This window comes from Pseudomonas sp. PS02303 (assembly GCF_029959925.1).
In the GTDB taxonomy this organism is placed as follows: Bacteria; Pseudomonadota; Gammaproteobacteria; order Pseudomonadales; family Pseudomonadaceae; genus Aquipseudomonas; species Aquipseudomonas mandelii.
This window is the reverse complement of the sequence record NZ_JASCOM010000043.1, coordinates 1-16,519: the sequence shown is the minus strand read 5'-3', so window position 1 is coordinate 16,519 and position 16,519 is coordinate 1. Positions and strand designations below refer to the sequence as shown.

The window sequence follows — 16,519 nt, the reverse complement described above, 5'->3', positions numbered from 1 at the left end:
AGGGTCAGGAAAGCTGACTACGCTTTAAAGATCATCCTGTGGACCGCGCCCATGACCTTTAGAGCTTTGATTACCCTCGCCGAGGGCATCGACGACCTGCAAACCGTCACCCTGATCGATGTATTGCGCCGCGCCAAGGTTGAGGTGGTGGCGGCGAGCATCGAAGGGCGACGCATGATCACTTGTGCCCGCGGTACCCGCCTGACCGCCGATGCAATGCTGGTGGACTTGCTGGCCCAGCCGTTCGACCTTCTCGTATTGCCTGGAGGCGAGGTGGGCTCCCAGCACCTCGCCGCGCATCAACCCCTGCAACAGTTGATCAAGGACCAGGCCGCCGCCGGGCGCCTGTTCGCCGGCATCGGTGAATCCCCGGCGCTGGCGTTGCAAGCCTTTGGCGTCTTGCGTCAGCGGCGCATGACTTGCCTGCCATCGGCCAGCCATCAATTGTCGGGCTGCAATTTTGTCGACCAGCCCGTGGTGGTCGACGGCAACTGCATCACTGCCCAGGGATCGGGGGCGGCGCTGCCGTTTACGCTGGCGCTGGTGGAGCAACTGTGCGGTAAAGCTGCTCGGGCTGCGGTGGCGGTTGAGTTGGTGGTCTGACTGTTCGTGGTTTCAAGTTGCGCGAACCTTTTAGTAACAGCCAAACGAACACTTCGCCCGCTCCAATACTGGTCTTTCCGCGCCCATCAGTTTCCTTGAACACTCTCGCCACCCCGAAGTCGTACCCCTTATGACGGCGGTTTGCCAAAACGCCGCTTATTACGACTAACCGTGAGGTGTTTATGAGTGCGACCACCCCCGAGGCGGCGCAGCCGTCCTTCGTTCGTCACCCGTTACGCCTGACCCTCAACGGTCAGGAGCGTCAACTGGAGGTCTTGCCTTGGACCACGCTTTTGGACCTGCTGCGCGAGCAATTGGACCTGATCGGCACCAAAAAAGGTTGCGATCATGGCCAGTGTGGCGCCTGCACGGTGTTGCTCAACGGCAAGCGGGTGAACGCCTGCCTGACGCTGGCGGTGATGTGCGACGGCGCAGAGCTGGTCACCATTGAAGGGCTGGCAAACGGCGATGAGTTGCACCCCATGCAGCAAGCCTTCATCAAGCACGATGCCTTTCAGTGTGGCTATTGCACGCCGGGGCAGATCTGTTCGGCGGTCGGTCTGGCGAATGAAGGGCGGGCGCACTCCCGCGCGGACATTCAGGAGCTGATGAGCGGAAACCTCTGCCGTTGCGGTGCCTACAACAATATTCGCGATGCCATCGAAGAGGTACTTCCCTCCTGCCGCCAGCCTGGGCAAGGAGGTGGTCAATGAATCCTTTCCACTACAGCAAACCCGATTCGGTGCAGGACGCCGTGCACCTCGCCAGTCCGGCGTCGCGCTTCATCGCCGGCGGTACGAATCTGCTGGATTTGATGAAAGAGAACCTCACTCGCCCCGAACATTTGATCGATATCACCGGTTTGCCACTACGCGAGGTCAAGGAAACGGCCAGCGGCGGCGTGATGATTGGCGCCTTGGTCAGCAATGCCGATCTGGCCTGGCATCCGCTGATTGAACAGCGTTACCCGCTGTTATCCCAGGCGATCCTGGCAGGCGCTTCGCCGCAATTGCGCAACATGGCCAGCACCGGCGGCAATCTTCTTCAACGCACTCGCTGCTATTACTTCTACGACGCCAGCGTGCCGTGCAATAAGCGGGAGCCCGGCAGTGGTTGCCCTGCACGGGACGGTCTCAACCGGATTCACGCGATCCTCGGCGCCAGTTCGCACTGTGTCGCCACCCATCCTTCCGACATGTGTGTGGCGTTGGCGGCGTTGGAGGCAATCGTCCACGTCCAGGGGCGCGACGGTGCGAGAACCATTGCGTTTGCCGACTTCCACCGATTGCCGGGCGATGCCCCTGAGCGCGATAACCAACTGGCCGACGATGAACTCATTACCGCGGTCGAGTTGCCCGCCGCCGGTTTTGCCGAGTACAGCCATTATTTGAAGATTCGCGATCGCGCCTCTTACGCCTTCGCCCTGGTGTCGGTCGCCGCAGCGCTGGACTTGTCCGGGCTGGCCATTCGCGAAGCGCGTTTGGTCCTCGGTGGCGTGGCGCACAAACCGTGGCGTGACAATGCCGTCGAGCAATGGCTGGAGGGTAGGGCGGCCAACCATGAAACCTTCTGCGCCGCTGCCGACATGCTCCTGCAAAAGGCCGAACCGCTCGAACATAACGCCTTTAAGGTCAAACTGGCGCGAGAGGCAATTGTTCGCGCCTTGAGCGATGCCGCGCGAGGAGGGCAAGCCCGATGAACACAGTTACCTTACCCATGGGCCAGCCACTGGACCGGGTCGACGGTCCTCTCAAAGTTACCGGCCAGGCCCGCTACGCCGGTGAGTTTCCTGAGGAAGGCCTGCTCCACGGCAGCGTTGTCTCAAGTTCTATCGCCTGCGGTCGCGTGCTCAGCATTGACGCCTCAGAGGCGCTGGCATTGCCCGGTGTTGTCGCGGTGATCGATCACCTCCAGCGTCCGACAATCGCCAGTTATGACAAGGATTACGAAGACGCCGACTCGGCTGAGGGATCGCCGTTTCGTCCGTTGTACAACGATAAGGTCCTGTACAGCGGCCAGCCGCTGGCGCTCGTCGTTGCGGATAACCTTGAGTTGGCGCGTTATGCCGGTTCGCTGGTAAGGATTGAATACGACACCGAGTCTCATCAGACCGATCTGTTGAGCCTGCAAGGCGAAGCCAAACCGGCACCCGCCGAACTGCCTGAACCTCGTGGGAACTTCCAGGCCGAATTTACCGGTGCCGCCCTGAGTCTGGATCTGAACTACAGCACGCCGATCGAACACCACAACCCGATGGAACCGCACGCCAGCACAGTGCTTTATCAGGCGGATGGCAGTCTGCATATCCATGACAAGACTCAGGGGCCGCAGAACTGTCAGTCATACGTGCAAAAGGTGTTCGGGCTTGAGAAAGAGCAGGTCAGAATTTTCGCCGCGTATGTCGGCGGTGCGTTTGGCTCTGGCCTGCGTCCGCAGTACCAACTGGCGCTGGCCGTGATGGCCGCGCTACACCTCAAGCGTTCGGTGCGAGTGACATTGACTCGGCAGCAGATGTTCACCTTCGGCTACCGTCCGCGCACTTTGCAACGTTTGCAATTGGGCGCTGCGGCCAATGGACGCTTGTTGGCGGTGGCTCATACCGCCATCGGCCAGACCTCGCGTTTCGAGGATTTCACCGAGCACGTGGTGGAGTGGAGCGGCATGCTCTATCACTGCGACAACGTGCAGTTGACCTACAAACTTGTGCCACTGGACGTGTTCACGCCCCTCGACATGCGAGCGCCAGGCGCGGCGCTGGGGTTGATTGGCCTTGAATGTGCGATGGACGAACTGGCCTGTGCGTTGGCCATCGATCCGGTGCAGCTGCGGTTGATCAATTATTCCGAGCGCAATCAGAACGAAGACAAACCGTACTCCAGCAAAGCCTTGCGCGAATGTTACGCCCAAGCTGCCAAACGCTTTGGCTGGGATCAGCGCGATCCCGAACCGCGCAGCATGCGTCAGGGTCGACAGTTAGTGGGCTGGGGCATGGCCGGCGGTGTCTGGGAAGCGATGCAGCAGAAGGCCAGCGCCAAGGCTTCGCTTGATCACAACGGCAAGCTGACCGTCAGTAGCGCCACCACCGATATCGGCACGGGCACCTACACGGTCATGACGCAAATTGCCGCGCAGGCGTCAGGCGTTTCGGTAGAGGATGTCACTTTTGTCCTTGGCGACTCTTCATTGCCAACCGCGCCATTGCAGGGCGGATCGTTCACGGTGTCGTCGGTCGGTACGGCCGTTCAGCAGGCTTGCGAAGCCTTAAAGGAAAAGCTGCTCGCCGTTGCGCGGCAAACCTCACCCGCGTTCAGTGGTGTGACCTCGGAACAAGCCGCTTTTGAAGACGGATATCTGACATTTGGCGATGCGCGGGTAAAACTGGCCGACCTGGCCCGGGACTGCGGAGAAGACACCCTCGAGGTTCAGGTTGATGCCGAGCCTGACAAGAAGCGCGAAGCCTACGCCACCGCCACCCATTCAGCGGTGTTCGTCGAAGTGCTGGTGGATGAGGACTTGGGCACGGTGAAGGTGAACCGGGTGGTCAGCGCGATTGCGGCGGGTCGAGTGGTCAATCCGAAAATGGCCCGCAGCCAGATTCTCGGTGGCGTGGTGTGGGGCATCGGCATGGCCTTGCACGAGGAGACGCAGACCGACCATGCGCTGGGTCGTCACATGAATCACAGCCTGGCCGAATACCACATTCCGGTAAACGCTGATATCGGCGACATTGACGTGCTGTTTGTCGAAGAACACGACGAGATCGTCAATGCCCTGGGTTCCAAGGGCGTGGGCGAGATCGGCATCGTCGGCGTGGCGGCAGCGGTGGCCAATGCGATCTATCACGCGACTGGCAAACGGGTGAGGGATTTCCCCATCACCCTGGACAAACTGCTCTAGGCCTTGGCTTCTTCGATTGGCACATGCATGCGGTCGCGGTTGGCCAGGGTCGGGAACAATTTGATCCACGCCCCGGTCACCACCAGCGTGCCGATACCGCCCATGACCACCGCCGGCACGGTGCCGAACCAATGGGCGGTGAGGCCGGATTCGAACTCGCCCAACTGGTTCGAAGCACCGATGAACAAACCGTTCACGGCGCTGACCCGGCCGCGCATTTCGTCCGGGGTTTCCAGTTGCACGAAGGAGGCGCGGATCACCATGCTGATCATGTCCGCTGCGCCCAACACCACCAGCACGGCCAGGGAAAACCAGAACGAAGTCGAGAGGCCGAACGCGATGGTCGCGACGCCGAACACACCGACGGCCGTGAACATCACCCGCCCGACTTTGCGCTCCACGGCAAATCGCGCCAGGTACAGCGACATCAGCAGCGCACCGACGGCCGGGGCTGAGCGCAATAGACCCAGGCCCCAGGGGCCAGTCAACAGGATGTCTTTGGCGAACACCGGCAGCAGTGCCGTTGCCCCGCCGAGCAATACCGCAAACAGGTCCAGGGAAATCGCCCCGAGAATGTCCGGCCGACTGCGAATGAAGCGGATGCCTGCGAGCAATGAGTCCAGCGTCGCCTTGCCCTTGTTCAACGGTGTTTGCCGGGCGGGCAGGTTGAGCATCAACAAGCAGGCAATGAGGTAGAGGATCACGGTCGGGCCATACACCCAGACGCTGCCGAAGGCATAGAGCAAACCGCCAAGGGCCGGGGCGACGATGGTGGCTGATTGTTGAGCCGACTGCGCGGCGGCGACGGCGCGGGGGAACAGCGCGCTGGGCACGATGCTCGGCAGCAGGGCCTGGGTGGTCGGCATCTCGAAGGAGCGTGCGGCGCCGAGCAGGAAGGCGAGGATGAAGATCATCTCGCGGGTGACATGGTCGGTTGCGCTGCCGATGGCCAGGGAGAGGGCAATCATCGCTTGCAGAGATTGGCAGATCGCCGCGACCTTGCGCCGGTCATAGCGGTCCGCAACGTGCCCGGTGTGCAGCATGAACAAAACCCGTGGAGCAAATTCCACCAGCCCCACCAAGCCCAGGTCGAGCACATTGCCGGTCAGTTGATACAGATTCCAGCCGATGGCCACGGTGAGCATCTGAAAACCGCTGGCGGTAAACACCCGAGCCAGCCAGAACGCGATAAAAGGGCGGTGATGGCGTAACAGCAAGGGCGCTTGGCTGGGCATCTGAGGGCAGGTCTTGAGCGAGGGGACGGTCGAGATTATCACCAAGCTGTAACCAGAAGTTGCAGGCTGGGAAAATTTAGTTAGCTAGACACCGATCTCCAAAAACACCGACATTCCCCTTTGGGAGCGAGCCTGCTCGTGATGATGGAGTATCAGTCGACACCTCTGCTTCCTGACACACTGCTTCGCGAGCCGGCTCGCTCCCACCGGTAATGTGTTTCAGTTAATGAGCAGGGCTATGAGGCAACCTGTCACGCGGCAAAAGACCACACCGTCCATCGTCAAAAATGGGACTACTCTTTTAACCATTGCTTGATCCAGATCAAGACCCTTGTGGAAATGATCCGGTGGCCAGATGGCCAGACTCCCTACGTTGTGACGTTTGTAAAAAAAGAACGAATTCTAATTCGCCACACTCCATATCCGTGGGGGCAGTGGGTGCAGGCCGCAAGCCTTCAGCCGGTATTACCTGACAGAGGAAGACTTATGTTCGGTTTGGAGGCGCTTGATCTCGCCCGAATTCAGTTTGCGTTCACCATCTCGTTCCACATCCTGTTCCCGGCTATCACCATTGGCCTGGCGAGTTACCTGGCGGTACTCGAAGGTTTGTGGCTGAAGACGAACAATGACACTTACCGCGATCTGTACCATTTCTGGTCGAAGATCTTTGCCGTCAACTTCGGCATGGGGGTGGTGTCCGGGTTGGTCATGGCGTATCAGTTCGGCACCAACTGGAGCCGCTTCTCGGATTTCGCCGGTTCCGTGACCGGGCCGTTGCTGACGTACGAAGTCCTCACAGCGTTCTTCCTTGAGGCCGGTTTCCTCGGCGTCATGCTGTTCGGCTGGAACAAGGTCGGGCGCAACCTGCACTTCTTCGCCACGGTCATGGTTGCCATCGGCACGCTGATATCGACCTTCTGGATTCTCGCCTCCAACAGTTGGATGCAGACCCCGCAAGGATTCGAAATCATTAATGGCCAGGTCATTCCCACCGACTGGTTCGCCGTGATCTTCAACCCCTCATTCCCCTACCGCCTGATGCACATGGCGACGGCCGCGTTCGTCGCGACTGCCTTCTTCGTCGGCTCTTCCGCGGCCTGGCATTTGCTGCGCGGCAAGGACAACCCGGCGATCCGCACCATGCTCTCAATGGCCATGTGGATGGCATTGATCGTGGCGCCGATTCAGGCGGTCATCGGTGACTTTCACGGGCTCAACACGCTCAAGCACCAGCCGGCGAAAATCGCTGCGATCGAAGGTCACTGGGAAAATCACGGCGATGAGCCGACCCCGCTGATCCTGTTCGGCTGGCCCGACATGAAAGAAGAGCGGACCAAATACGCGGTAGAAATTCCCTACCTGGGCAGCCTGATCCTGACCCATTCCCTGGACAAGCAAGTGCCGGCGCTCAAGGACTTCCCGCCTGAAGACCGGCCGAATTCCACCATTGTGTTCTGGTCGTTCCGGATCATGGTGGGTCTGGGCATGCTGATGATCTTTACAGGATTGTGGAGCCTGTGGCTGCGCAAGCGCGACAAGTTGTACACCTCGCGTCCGTTCCTATATCTGGCGTTGTGGATGGGCCCATCCGGCCTGATCGCGATCCTCGCGGGCTGGTTCACCACTGAAATCGGTCGTCAGCCGTGGGTGGTTTATGGGCTGATGCGCACGGCGGACGCGTCCTCCAATCACAGCTTCCTGCAGATGAGCATCACGCTGGTCCTGTTCGTGGTGGTGTATTTCGCGCTGTTCGGTGCCGGTCTGGGCTACATGATGCGCCTGGTGCGCAAAGGGCCGAAGATCGACGAAGGCAAGGAAACGCCCGAAGGTGGTCCAGGCAAGAAACGCACGCCGGCCCGTCCGCTGTCCGCCGCCGACGATTCCGCCGACGACGACCACGATCCCAGCCTGACCAAGGAGATTTGAGTCATGGGTATTGATCTTCCGCTGATCTGGGCCGTGATCATCATCTTCGGCATCATGATGTACGTGGTCATGGACGGCTTCGACCTGGGGATCGGGATTCTCTTCCCGTTCATCCCGGGCAAGACCGACCGTGACGTGATGATGAACACCGTCGCCCCGGTCTGGGACGGCAATGAAACCTGGCTGGTACTGGGTGGCGCGGCGTTGTTCGGCGCGTTCCCGCTGGCCTATTCGGTGGTGCTCTCGGCGCTGTACCTGCCGCTGATTTTCATGCTGATCGGGCTGATTTTCCGGGGCGTTGCGTTTGAGTTCCGCTTCAAGGCCAAGGACGACAAGCGTCATCTGTGGGACAAGGCGTTTATCGGTGGTTCGATTGCTGCAACCTTCTTCCAGGGGGTGGCCCTGGGGGCATTCATCGATGGGTTGCCAGTGGTCAATCGCCAGTTTGCCGGTGGTTCACTGGACTGGCTGACACCGTTCACCCTGTTCTGCGGCCTCGCGCTGGTGGTGGCTTATGCGCTGCTGGGTTGCACCTGGCTCATCATGAAGACCGAAGGCAAGTTGCAGCAGCAGATGCATGATCTGGCGCGGCCGTTGGCGTTCGTGGTGTTGGCGGTGATCGGTATCGTCAGTATCTGGACCCCGTTGGCCCATGCCGAGATCGCGGCCCGCTGGTTTACCCTGCCGAACCTGTTCTGGTTCCTGCCGGTACCGATCCTGGTGCTGGTGACCATGTACGGTCTGATCCGCGCCGTGGCCCGCAATGCGAACTACACGCCATTCCTGCTGACGTTGGTGCTGATCTTCCTCGGCTACAGCGGTCTGGGCATCAGCCTGTGGCCCAACATCGTACCGCCTTCGATCTCGATCTGGGACGCTGCTGCACCGCCGCAAAGCCAGGGCTTCATGCTGGTCGGTACGCTGTTCATCATCCCGTTCATCCTGGGTTACACCTTCTGGAGCTACTACGTGTTCCGCGGCAAGGTGACCCACGAAGACGGTTATCACTAGCGCACACGACAATGGCGCAGGGCTTGAACCTGCGCCGTTTCAGAGGAGGTCAAGATGATGGCTGGCAAACATTCCCTGGAGGAAATCAAGGCGGCAGAGAAAAAACCGCTTTGGCAGCGGCTCGGTTGGTTGGCCTTGATTTGGGTCGGTAGCGTGGGGGCCCTGTTTATCGTGGCCAGCCTGATGCGCATGTTCATGAACGCCGCAGGTCTGTCCACGCACTGAAACACCCGACATTCCCATCCCCGTTGCCTTGCGGCACGGATTCAAACCCTCCTGTCACGGAGGGTTTTTTTTTACCTGCGATTATTTGCGGGCTTTGAGAATGACGAATTTCGGCGTGGCCGCCACTTGCTCGACGCCACGGAACAGCCGCGCGAGCTTGCTGTGGTAACCCAGGTGACGGTTGCCGACGATGTACAGCGCACCGCCGGTTACCAGAGCTTCGCGCGCTTGCTGGAACATCCGCCAGGCGAGAAAGTCGCCTACGACTTGTTGCTGGTGAAACGGTGGATTGCACAGCACCACGTCCAGCGATTGCGGTTCTTGTCCGGCCAGGCCATCGTCGGCGCGGACGATCACGTCACGATCACCCAGAGCTGCGCGCCAGTTTTCGGCGGCCGATTGCACCGCCATGAATGACTCGTCCACCAGCGTGTAATGGGCCTCAGGGTTTTGCAGAGCGCTGGCGATTGCCAGTACGCCGTTACCACAACCGAGATCGGCAACGCGCGCTGTCCCGAGGTTCTGTGGCAAGTGTGGAAGAAATGCTCGAGTGCCGATGTCCAGCCCTTCGCGGCAGAACACATTGGCGTGGTTCAGCAGTTCGATCGCCGGTGTGTCGAGTTGATAGCGTGAAGGGTAGGGCGACACGGCTGGGCTTTTGGCTTCAGGCGTTGCGATCAGCAGCCGGGCTTTTTTCACCGCCAACGAGGCTTGCACCGGGCCGATGTAACGCTCCAGCAGATCACCGGCGGCACGGGGCAGATGCTTGACCATCGCTGCTGCAATCACCTGAGCACCCGGGGCCAGTTGGCTTTGCAGGCGAATCAGTTGCTCTTCCAGCAAGGCCAGGGTTTTCGGCACCCGGATCAACACGCGGTCAAACGGCCCCGCAAAGGTTTCGTTGGCCGGTACGCTCGGCACGGCATCGAAGGCCTGGCCGTTGCGGATCAGATTCTTTTCCAGGCCCTGGAAGGCCAGAAACGAGTCGCCGCTGCTGGTCACCACAACGTGCCCCGCCAGGCTCGCGGCCAACGCGCCGAAGCTATCGTTGAGCACCAGCACTCGGGTGTCCACGGCCGGTTGCTGCTCGGCCAGATAATTGAGCATGTACTCGTCTGCGGCATCGAAAGCTTGCAGTGGTTCGTTCTGCTGTTCTGGCTGACGGATCAGATCGAGTTGGGCGAAGGGCGTTTCGAGCAGGGGCATGAGGCGGGGCTCTGGGTAGTCAACGGGTGTGGTGTCCCGCTGCCTGAAGCGTTGTAGCGGGCGGGACCGTCCGAGTGGACTGCGACGTAATGGTGCATTCGTCAACACTCTGGAGGAGCCGCAAATGGTACGTTTTTTTCTTTTGGATTACCCGCAGGTTTTTCCTCCTGGGTATTCGGGCGTACTGCTCAGATCAAGCACGCCCTGGTGGCTGCGACCACTGCCGCAAGCTTGTTGTTGACGCCCAGTTTCATTATCACTCGGTGAATATGAAAATTTGTGGTGCGTTCAGTGATGCACAGGATGATGCCTATCTCGTAGGCGGTTTTGCCATCGGCCGACAGTTTCAATATCTCGATCTCGCGTGCCGATAAATGCGGTTTGCAGCAATCCTTCACGCGATCAGGCAATTTTTTAGCGACGAGCCCATGCAGGTGGTTGCTGATGAACATCGTGTAGCCCAGTTTTTCATACCATTCATAGGGGGTGATGGGGCAGTCGCTTCTTGCCAGGCTGAGCATGCTGCGCAGCCCGTTGTCGCTATGGAGCGATTGCGACCAGCCATACTGCAAACCGAGTTGTTTCTGTGCTTGCCACAGCGTTGGTGTCTTCGAATAAACCTTCTCTTCCCATAAAATGGGCATTGTTGAATGATTGCAATGAGCTACTACTGGGTCTATTTCTCTGAAGTGATTTTGTTCATATTCCGCGTTCCAGCCACTTGGGTAGTTGTTGAAATTCACTCTATCGAAGTGCGGGCCTCGTAAGTGAGAAGTGATTGAAAATGCACAAAAATTAAAGCCAAGGCTTTTGACGAAATCCAGTGATATCTCATAGGCATCTCCAACGTCTCTCGCTTCAGATATCTGTCTTAAACGTGATTCCTTCCACATTTCTATTGGCGTAACTCCATACGGGGTATCTGGGGGGTGCACATTGGATCCGAAATCCGGCACGTCACGAGTGTAGGAGTATTCCTACGAAGAGGCTGCAATTTTTTTGCTCTTGAAAAGGTTGAAAAGTAAATAACTGGTTCTTAGTCAGGATTAACAAACGTTATATGTGGTACCTAATGCTTCTATTGAATTTTGTGTTGTACCCTTTGGTTAGTGTGACAGGAGGGGCACTTACAATCGCATCAGTAACCCCAGGACATGGGTGCCTCGTCTAAAGCCACTACAAATCACCGGTGTTTACATCACTCGCTTTGCGGGACACTGGGGCATCTGTTGAATGGAGCACCCCATGACCGCCAGCGCAGAAAAATTCACTCGCCAGACCCTGACCGACGTTCAGCCGTTGACCCCCAACCTGTTCACGTTGCGGGCCACCCGAGACCCCGGTTTTCGTTTTCGGGCGGGGCAATTTGCCCGGTTGGGCGTTACCCGGACCGATGGCAGCACGGTATGGCGCGCCTATTCAATGGTCTCCTCGCCCCATGACGAATTTCTCGAGTTCTTTTCCATCGTGGTGCCAGGCGGGGAGTTCACCAGCGAACTGAGTCGGCTGGAGGTCGGCGATACGCTGTTGGTGGACCGTCAGGCCTTCGGTTACCTGACGCTGGATCGTTTCGTCGACGGTCGTGATCTCTGGTTGCTATCCACTGGCACCGGCGTGGCGCCATTTTTGTCGATCCTGCAAGACTTTGAGGTGTGGGAGAAATTCGAGCGGATCATCCTGGTGTACAGCGTAAGGGAAGCCCGCGAGCTGGCTTATCAGGCGCTGATCGCGGGGCTGGCGCAGCGCGACTATCTGGCCGAATACGCGCACAAGTTGCAGTTCATCGCGACCGTCACGCGCGAGGAGCACCCCGGCGCCCTTAACGGGCGAATCACGACGCTGATAGACAACGGAGAACTGGAGCGGGTGGCGGGGGTGGCGCTGACGCCCGAGCACTCGCGGGTCATGCTCTGCGGCAACCCCCAGATGATCGATGACACACGCAAGCTGCTCAAGCAGCGGGACATGCACTTGAGCCTCAGTCGACGACCCGGCCAAGTGGCGGTGGAGAACTTCTGGTAAAAAAAACGGCGCCCCGAAGGCGCCGTTCTTTTGTCCGCAACCAGCCTTCAGGGCTGATTGTTCTGGGCCTTGAGCAGGTCACGGATCTCGCTCAACAGCTCTTCTTCCTTGGTTGGAACCGGCGGCAGGGTGGGCGCCACGGCCTCCTCGCGTTTCAGACGGTTGATGGCTTTGACGCCCATGAAGATCGCGAAGGCGACGATGATGAAGTCGATCAGGCTCTGGATGAACTTGCCGTAGGCCAGCACCACCGCCGGGATATCGCCGTTGGCTGCCTTGAGGGTAACCGCCAGGTCACTGAAGTCCACCCCACCGATCAGCAGGCCGATTGGCGGCATCACCACGTCGCCGACAAACGATGAAACGATCTTGCCGAACGCGGCGCCGATGATGATACCGACGGCCATGTCGACCACATTACCTTTGACCGCGAAGGCCTTGAACTCACTTATCACGCCCATAGGTTATTTCCTTGTTACAGATGAGGTTGGTGAACGCAGTGTAAATCAGCAAATCCTGTCCTGCTCGAAACGCCTTCTTACAATGCCCGTGTTTATCGACACATTTGCAGGCATTTAGTTTGCAAAGTGCCAGCAATCGCGCGCGATCTACGCGCTAACGGGCTGATTAGCCACACAATTCTCTGAATCATCGCATTACGTTCTTTCTATTTATGTTCTGCGCTCCGGGCCTCTAGCCTCTGGGCAGCGTACTTGGAGTGCGCCTTGAAAACAGAGGAACCTGATATGACTTCGACCCTTGGCCTTGGGGCTTTTCCCCATCGGCGTACCCTTGGCGTATTAACCGCCAGCCTGCTGACCTTCTCCGTCCACGCTGCGCCCCTGACCCGCGATAACGGTGCTGCCGTCGGCGACAACCAGAATTCGCAAACCGCCGGTGCCAATGGCCCGGTGCTGCTACAGGACGTGCAACTGATCCAGAAGCTCCAACGCTTTGATCGTGAACGCATTCCCGAGCGCGTCGTGCATGCCCGCGGCACCGGTGCCCACGGCACCTTTACCGTGACGGACGACCTGAGTGACCTGACCAAGGCCAAGGTGTTCGCTGGCGGTCAAAGCACGCCGGTGTTTGTGCGTTTCTCGGCGGTCGTCCACGGCAACCATTCGCCAGAAACCCTGCGTGATCCCCGTGGCTTTGCGACCAAGTTCTATACGGCGGACGGCAACTGGGACCTGGTCGGCAACAATTTTCCGACCTTCTTCATTCGTGATGCCATCAAATTCCCGGACATGGTCCACGCCTTCAAGCCGGACCCACGTACCAACCTGGACGATGATGCCCGCCGCTTCGATTTCTTTTCCCATGTTCCAGAGGCCACTCGCACGCTGACGGAGTTGTATTCCAATTCCGGTACACCCGCCAGTTATCGGGAAATGGACGGTAACGGTGTTCATGCTTACAAGTTAGTTAATGCCAAGGGTGAAGTTCACTACGTGAAGTTTCACTGGAAAAGTCTGCAGGGGATTAATAACCTCGATCCAAAAGCAGTAACCAACGTTCAAGGTCGAGACTACAGTCATATGACTAATGATTTGGTGTCTCATATTAACAAGGGTAACTTTCCAAAATGGGACTTGTACGTCCAGGTGTTAAATCCTAAAGACTTGTACAAGTTTGATTTCGATCCATTGGACGCAACCAAAATCTGGCCCGGAGTTCCTGAACGAAAAGTTGGACAAATGGTGTTGAACCGAAATCCGGCAAATGTCTTCCAGGAAACAGAACAAGTTGCCATGGCACCGGCCAATCTTGTTCCAGGCATCGAACCTTCCGAAGATCGCTTATTACAAGGACGGGTGTTCTCTTATGCCGATACTCAACTGTATCGCCTGGGCGCCAATGCACTGCAATTGCCAATCAATGCACCCAAGGTCGCCGTGAACAACGGTAATCAGGATGGCGCGATGAACATCGGCCATAGCAGCAGCGGCGTGAATTATCAGCCGAGCCGTTTACTGCCTCGTGACGAGCCGCAAACCGCACGTTACAGCCAGTCGGCCCTGTCGGGCAGCACGCAGCAGGCGAAGATCCAGCGTGAGCAGAACTTCAAGCAAGCCGGCGATCTGTATCGCTCGTTCAGCAAGAAAGAACGCAAGGACCTGATCGAGAGCTTCGGCGGCTCACTGTCCACCACCGATGACGAGAGCAAGCACATCATCCTGTCCTTCCTTTATAAGGCCGACCCGGAATACGGGAGCGGCGTGACCAAGGTAGCCAAGGGTGATCTGGGCCGGGTCAAGGCTCTGGCGGCCAAGCTGGCGGACTGATCGCATTTGCCTGAAAAAGCGGGGCCTCTGACGAGGTCCCGTCAGACCAAGGAGCTTGCCATGCGTTTTTGTCTATCGCTGTTTCTGGCGTGCGTATCGTTCAGCGTATTCGGCGCGCCGGCCGAAGATCCTGCAGCGCTGAAGGCTCAACTGAAAAATTATTACTTCGACGCCGCCCGCCGTGGCGATGTGCCGATGCTCGATACCTTCATTGAGGCTGGTTACGCCCTCGATACCCGCGACAGCAAGGGTTACACCGCGCTGATTCTTGCGGCCTATCATGGCCAGACAGCCGCCGTGGACCGTTTGCTCGCGGCCGGGGCCGACGCCTGCGCGCAGGATCAGCGCGGCAACACCGCCCTGATGGGGGCCATTTTCAAGGGCGAAATCCAGATCGCCAAAACCCTGTTGGCCGCCCATTGCAGCCCCGACCAACGTAACGGCGCTGGCCAGACGGCCGCGATGTACGCGGGACTGTTCAAGCGAGTCGAATTGCTGGATGAGCTCAAGGCCAAGGGCGCCGACCTGAATGCCGAAGATCCGTTGGGCAACAGCGCCGCGCGTCTGGCCAACGGTGAAATCCGCACAGCGGTGCCGCGCTGATCCGCGTCAGCTGAGCTATCATCGCGGTTTTTGACGGGAGTTCAGATGGCCAAGGCCAAGCGCATGTACGGCTGCACCGAGTGCGGCTCAACCTTCCCCAAGTGGGCCGGCCAGTGCGGCGAGTGCGGGGCCTGGAACACGCTGACCGAAACCATGGTCGAGAGCGGCGGCGCCGCAGCACCCAGCGGTCGCACCGGTTGGACCGGCCAGCAGGCTCAGATCAAGACCCTGGCCGAAGTCAGCGTCGAAGAGATTCCGCGCTTCTCCACCGCGTCCAGTGAACTCGATCGGGTGTTGGGCGGTGGCCTGGTGGATGGTTCGGTGGTGCTGATCGGCGGTGATCCGGGCATCGGCAAGTCGACCATTCTCCTGCAAACCTTGTGCAACCTCGCCAAAGTCATGCCGGCGCTGTACGTCACCGGTGAAGAATCCCAGCAGCAGGTGGCCATGCGCGCCCGACGTCTGGGCCTGCCGCAGGATCAGCTGCGGGTGATGACCGAAACCTGCATCGAAACCATCATTGCCACCGCCCGGGTCGAAAAGCCCAAGGTTATGGTGATCGACTCCATTCAGACCATCTTCACCGAACAACTGCAATCGGCACCGGGCGGCGTGTCGCAGGTGAGGGAAAGTGCCGCGTTGCTGGTGCGGTTTGCCAAGCAGAGCGGCACGGCGATTTTCCTGGTCGGCCACGTGACAAAAGAAGGCGCCTTGGCCGGGCCGCGCGTGCTGGAGCACATGGTCGATACGGTGCTGTATTTCGAAGGCGAATCCGATGGACGGCTGCGTCTGTTGCGCGCGGTGAAAAACCGTTTCGGCGCTGTCAACGAGTTGGGCGTTTTCGGCATGACCGACAAGGGCCTGAAAGAAGTCTCCAACCCGTCAGCGATTTTTCTCACTCGTGCGCAAGAAGAAGTTCCCGGCAGCGTGGTCATGGCGACGTGGGAAGGAACGCGGCCGATGCTGGTGGAAGTCCAGGCGCTGGTGGATGACAGCCATTTGGCGAACCCGCGCCGGGTCACGCTGGGGCTGGATCAGAATCGTCTGGCGATGTTGCTTGCGGTACTGCATCGTCACGGCGGAATTCCGACCCACGATCAGGACGTCTTCCTCAACGTGGTCGGCGGGGTGAAGGTGCTGGAAACGGCCTCCGACCTGGCGTTGATGGCCGCGGTCATGTCCAGTTTGCGCAACCGCCCGCTGCCCCATGATTTGCTGGTGTTCGGTGAAGTCGGGCTGTCGGGCGAAGTGCGCCCGGTGCCGAGTGGCCAGGAACGCTTGAAGGAAGCCGCCAAGCACGGCTTCAAACGCGTCATCGTGCCCAAGGGCAATGCGCCCAAGGAAGCGCCGCCGGGGTTGCAGATTATTGCCGTGACCCGTCTGGAGCAGGCCCTCGACGCATTGTTCGAGTAGTCGCAGGCAGCACACAATCCTGTGGTGGCGAGCCTGCTCGCGATAGCGATCTGACATTCAACATTTATGTCGACTGGCATTCCGCTATCG

Annotated in this window: 15 protein-coding genes; 11 read left to right on the top strand and 4 right to left on the bottom strand. The window is 59.0% G+C overall.

Annotated features, from left to right (window positions below; genetic code table 11):
• Window positions 1-51: 51 nt before the first annotated feature.
• From QMX98_RS12940 to QMX98_RS12925, 4 genes are all read left to right on the top strand, one after another.
• On the top strand, window positions 52-603 hold the full coding sequence (locus tag QMX98_RS12940) for a DJ-1 family glyoxalase III (RefSeq protein WP_282410867.1): 552 nt from the start codon (window positions 52-54) through the stop codon (window positions 601-603).
• A 182-nt stretch (window positions 604-785) separates the two neighbouring features.
• A complete protein-coding gene (locus QMX98_RS12935; protein ID WP_282410866.1) occupies window positions 786-1,316 on the top strand; it encodes a (2Fe-2S)-binding protein in 531 nt (176 codons plus the stop codon).
• On the top strand, window positions 1,313-2,302 hold the full coding sequence (locus tag QMX98_RS12930) for a xanthine dehydrogenase family protein subunit M (RefSeq protein WP_282410865.1): 990 nt from the start codon (window positions 1,313-1,315) through the stop codon (window positions 2,300-2,302). Before QMX98_RS12935 ends, QMX98_RS12930 begins: the two co-directional genes overlap by 4 nt.
• Entirely contained in the window at window positions 2,299-4,500 is a 2,202-nt protein-coding gene (locus QMX98_RS12925) for a xanthine dehydrogenase family protein molybdopterin-binding subunit (protein ID WP_282410864.1), read from the top strand. Before QMX98_RS12930 ends, QMX98_RS12925 begins: the two co-directional genes overlap by 4 nt.
• On the opposite strand, the gene QMX98_RS12920 is transcribed toward QMX98_RS12925, so the two are convergent.
• The gene (locus tag QMX98_RS12920) at window positions 4,497-5,735 is read right to left on the bottom strand and encodes an MFS transporter (protein ID WP_077749411.1); all 1,239 of its coding nucleotides are present in this window, start codon (window positions 5,733-5,735) and stop codon (window positions 4,497-4,499) included. The two genes, QMX98_RS12925 and QMX98_RS12920, sit on opposite strands and share 4 nt — an antisense overlap.
• Before the next feature lie 486 nt (window positions 5,736-6,221).
• Here QMX98_RS12920 and QMX98_RS12915 point away from each other — a divergent pair, with 486 nt between their 5' ends.
• From QMX98_RS12915 to QMX98_RS12905, 3 genes are read left to right on the top strand one after another with little or no spacing between them, the layout of a single operon-like run.
• The gene (locus QMX98_RS12915) at window positions 6,222-7,661 is read left to right on the top strand and encodes a cytochrome ubiquinol oxidase subunit I (RefSeq protein ID WP_282410863.1); all 1,440 of its coding nucleotides are present in this window, start codon (window positions 6,222-6,224) and stop codon (window positions 7,659-7,661) included.
• 3 nt (window positions 7,662-7,664) lie between these two features.
• Window positions 7,665-8,672 (top strand): cytochrome d ubiquinol oxidase subunit II, encoded by a 1,008-nt coding sequence (gene cydB, locus QMX98_RS12910; protein WP_083375711.1) that lies wholly within the window; start codon window positions 7,665-7,667, stop codon window positions 8,670-8,672.
• A 57-nt stretch (window positions 8,673-8,729) separates the two neighbouring features.
• On the top strand, window positions 8,730-8,897 hold the full coding sequence (locus QMX98_RS12905) for a DUF2474 domain-containing protein (RefSeq protein WP_010467474.1): 168 nt from the start codon (window positions 8,730-8,732) through the stop codon (window positions 8,895-8,897).
• Window positions 8,898-8,978: 81 nt separating this feature from the next.
• On the opposite strand, the gene QMX98_RS12900 is transcribed toward QMX98_RS12905, so the two are convergent.
• Both QMX98_RS12900 and QMX98_RS12895 read right to left on the bottom strand, forming a co-directional pair.
• Window positions 8,979-10,103: a class I SAM-dependent methyltransferase gene (locus QMX98_RS12900; protein WP_282410862.1), complete on the bottom strand. Its 1,125-nt coding sequence runs from the start codon at window positions 10,101-10,103 to the stop codon at window positions 8,979-8,981.
• A gap of 188 nt (window positions 10,104-10,291) precedes the next feature.
• Window positions 10,292-11,002, bottom strand: a complete 711-nt coding sequence (locus tag QMX98_RS12895; protein WP_200667056.1) for an autoinducer binding domain-containing protein — start codon at window positions 11,000-11,002, stop codon at window positions 10,292-10,294.
• Between the two features lie 346 nt (window positions 11,003-11,348).
• Between QMX98_RS12895 and QMX98_RS12890 the strand changes: the two genes are divergently transcribed.
• Entirely contained in the window at window positions 11,349-12,125 is a 777-nt protein-coding gene (locus QMX98_RS12890; protein ID WP_010467481.1) for a ferredoxin--NADP reductase, read from the top strand.
• Window positions 12,126-12,172: 47 nt separating this feature from the next.
• Here QMX98_RS12890 and mscL read toward each other — a convergent pair whose 3' ends face one another.
• A complete protein-coding gene (mscL, locus tag QMX98_RS12885) occupies window positions 12,173-12,586 on the bottom strand; it encodes a large-conductance mechanosensitive channel protein MscL (RefSeq protein WP_010467482.1) in 414 nt (137 codons plus the stop codon).
• Window positions 12,587-12,871: 285 nt separating this feature from the next.
• Here mscL and katB point away from each other — a divergent pair, with 285 nt between their 5' ends.
• From katB to radA, 3 genes are read left to right on the top strand one after another with little or no spacing between them, the layout of a single operon-like run.
• The gene (gene katB / locus QMX98_RS12880; protein WP_282410861.1) at window positions 12,872-14,413 is read left to right on the top strand and encodes a catalase KatB; all 1,542 of its coding nucleotides are present in this window, start codon (window positions 12,872-12,874) and stop codon (window positions 14,411-14,413) included.
• Window positions 14,414-14,473: 60 nt separating this feature from the next.
• Entirely contained in the window at window positions 14,474-15,016 is a 543-nt protein-coding gene (locus QMX98_RS12875) for an ankyrin repeat domain-containing protein (RefSeq protein WP_145308797.1), read from the top strand.
• 45 nt (window positions 15,017-15,061) lie between these two features.
• Window positions 15,062-16,429, top strand: coding sequence for a DNA repair protein RadA (radA, locus tag QMX98_RS12870; RefSeq protein WP_282410860.1), 1,368 nt, complete (start codon window positions 15,062-15,064; stop codon window positions 16,427-16,429).
• Window positions 16,430-16,519: the final 90 nt, after the last annotated feature.

Excerpts from the sequence above, each read along its gene's own strand:
- QMX98_RS12940 (WP_282410867.1), top strand. The coding sequence starts at position 52 with ATGACCTTTAGAGCTTTGATTACCCTCGCCGAGGGCATCGACGACCTG.
- QMX98_RS12935 (WP_282410866.1), top strand. The coding sequence starts at position 786 with ATGAGTGCGACCACCCCCGAGGCGGCGCAGCCGTCCTTCGTTCGTCAC.
- QMX98_RS12930 (WP_282410865.1), top strand. The coding sequence starts at position 1,313 with ATGAATCCTTTCCACTACAGCAAACCCGATTCGGTGCAGGACGCCGTG.
- QMX98_RS12925 (WP_282410864.1), top strand. The coding sequence starts at position 2,299 with ATGAACACAGTTACCTTACCCATGGGCCAGCCACTGGACCGGGTCGAC.
- QMX98_RS12920 (WP_077749411.1), bottom strand. The coding sequence starts at position 5,735 with ATGCCCAGCCAAGCGCCCTTGCTGTTACGCCATCACCGCCCTTTTATC.
- QMX98_RS12915 (WP_282410863.1), top strand. The coding sequence starts at position 6,222 with ATGTTCGGTTTGGAGGCGCTTGATCTCGCCCGAATTCAGTTTGCGTTC.
- cydB (WP_083375711.1), top strand. The coding sequence starts at position 7,665 with ATGGGTATTGATCTTCCGCTGATCTGGGCCGTGATCATCATCTTCGGC.
- QMX98_RS12905 (WP_010467474.1), top strand. The coding sequence starts at position 8,730 with ATGGCTGGCAAACATTCCCTGGAGGAAATCAAGGCGGCAGAGAAAAAA.
- QMX98_RS12900 (WP_282410862.1), bottom strand. The coding sequence starts at position 10,103 with ATGCCCCTGCTCGAAACGCCCTTCGCCCAACTCGATCTGATCCGTCAG.
- QMX98_RS12890 (WP_010467481.1), top strand. The coding sequence starts at position 11,349 with ATGACCGCCAGCGCAGAAAAATTCACTCGCCAGACCCTGACCGACGTT.
- mscL (WP_010467482.1), bottom strand. The coding sequence starts at position 12,586 with ATGGGCGTGATAAGTGAGTTCAAGGCCTTCGCGGTCAAAGGTAATGTG.
- katB (WP_282410861.1), top strand. The coding sequence starts at position 12,872 with ATGACTTCGACCCTTGGCCTTGGGGCTTTTCCCCATCGGCGTACCCTT.
- QMX98_RS12875 (WP_145308797.1), top strand. The coding sequence starts at position 14,474 with ATGCGTTTTTGTCTATCGCTGTTTCTGGCGTGCGTATCGTTCAGCGTA.
- radA (WP_282410860.1), top strand. The coding sequence starts at position 15,062 with ATGGCCAAGGCCAAGCGCATGTACGGCTGCACCGAGTGCGGCTCAACC.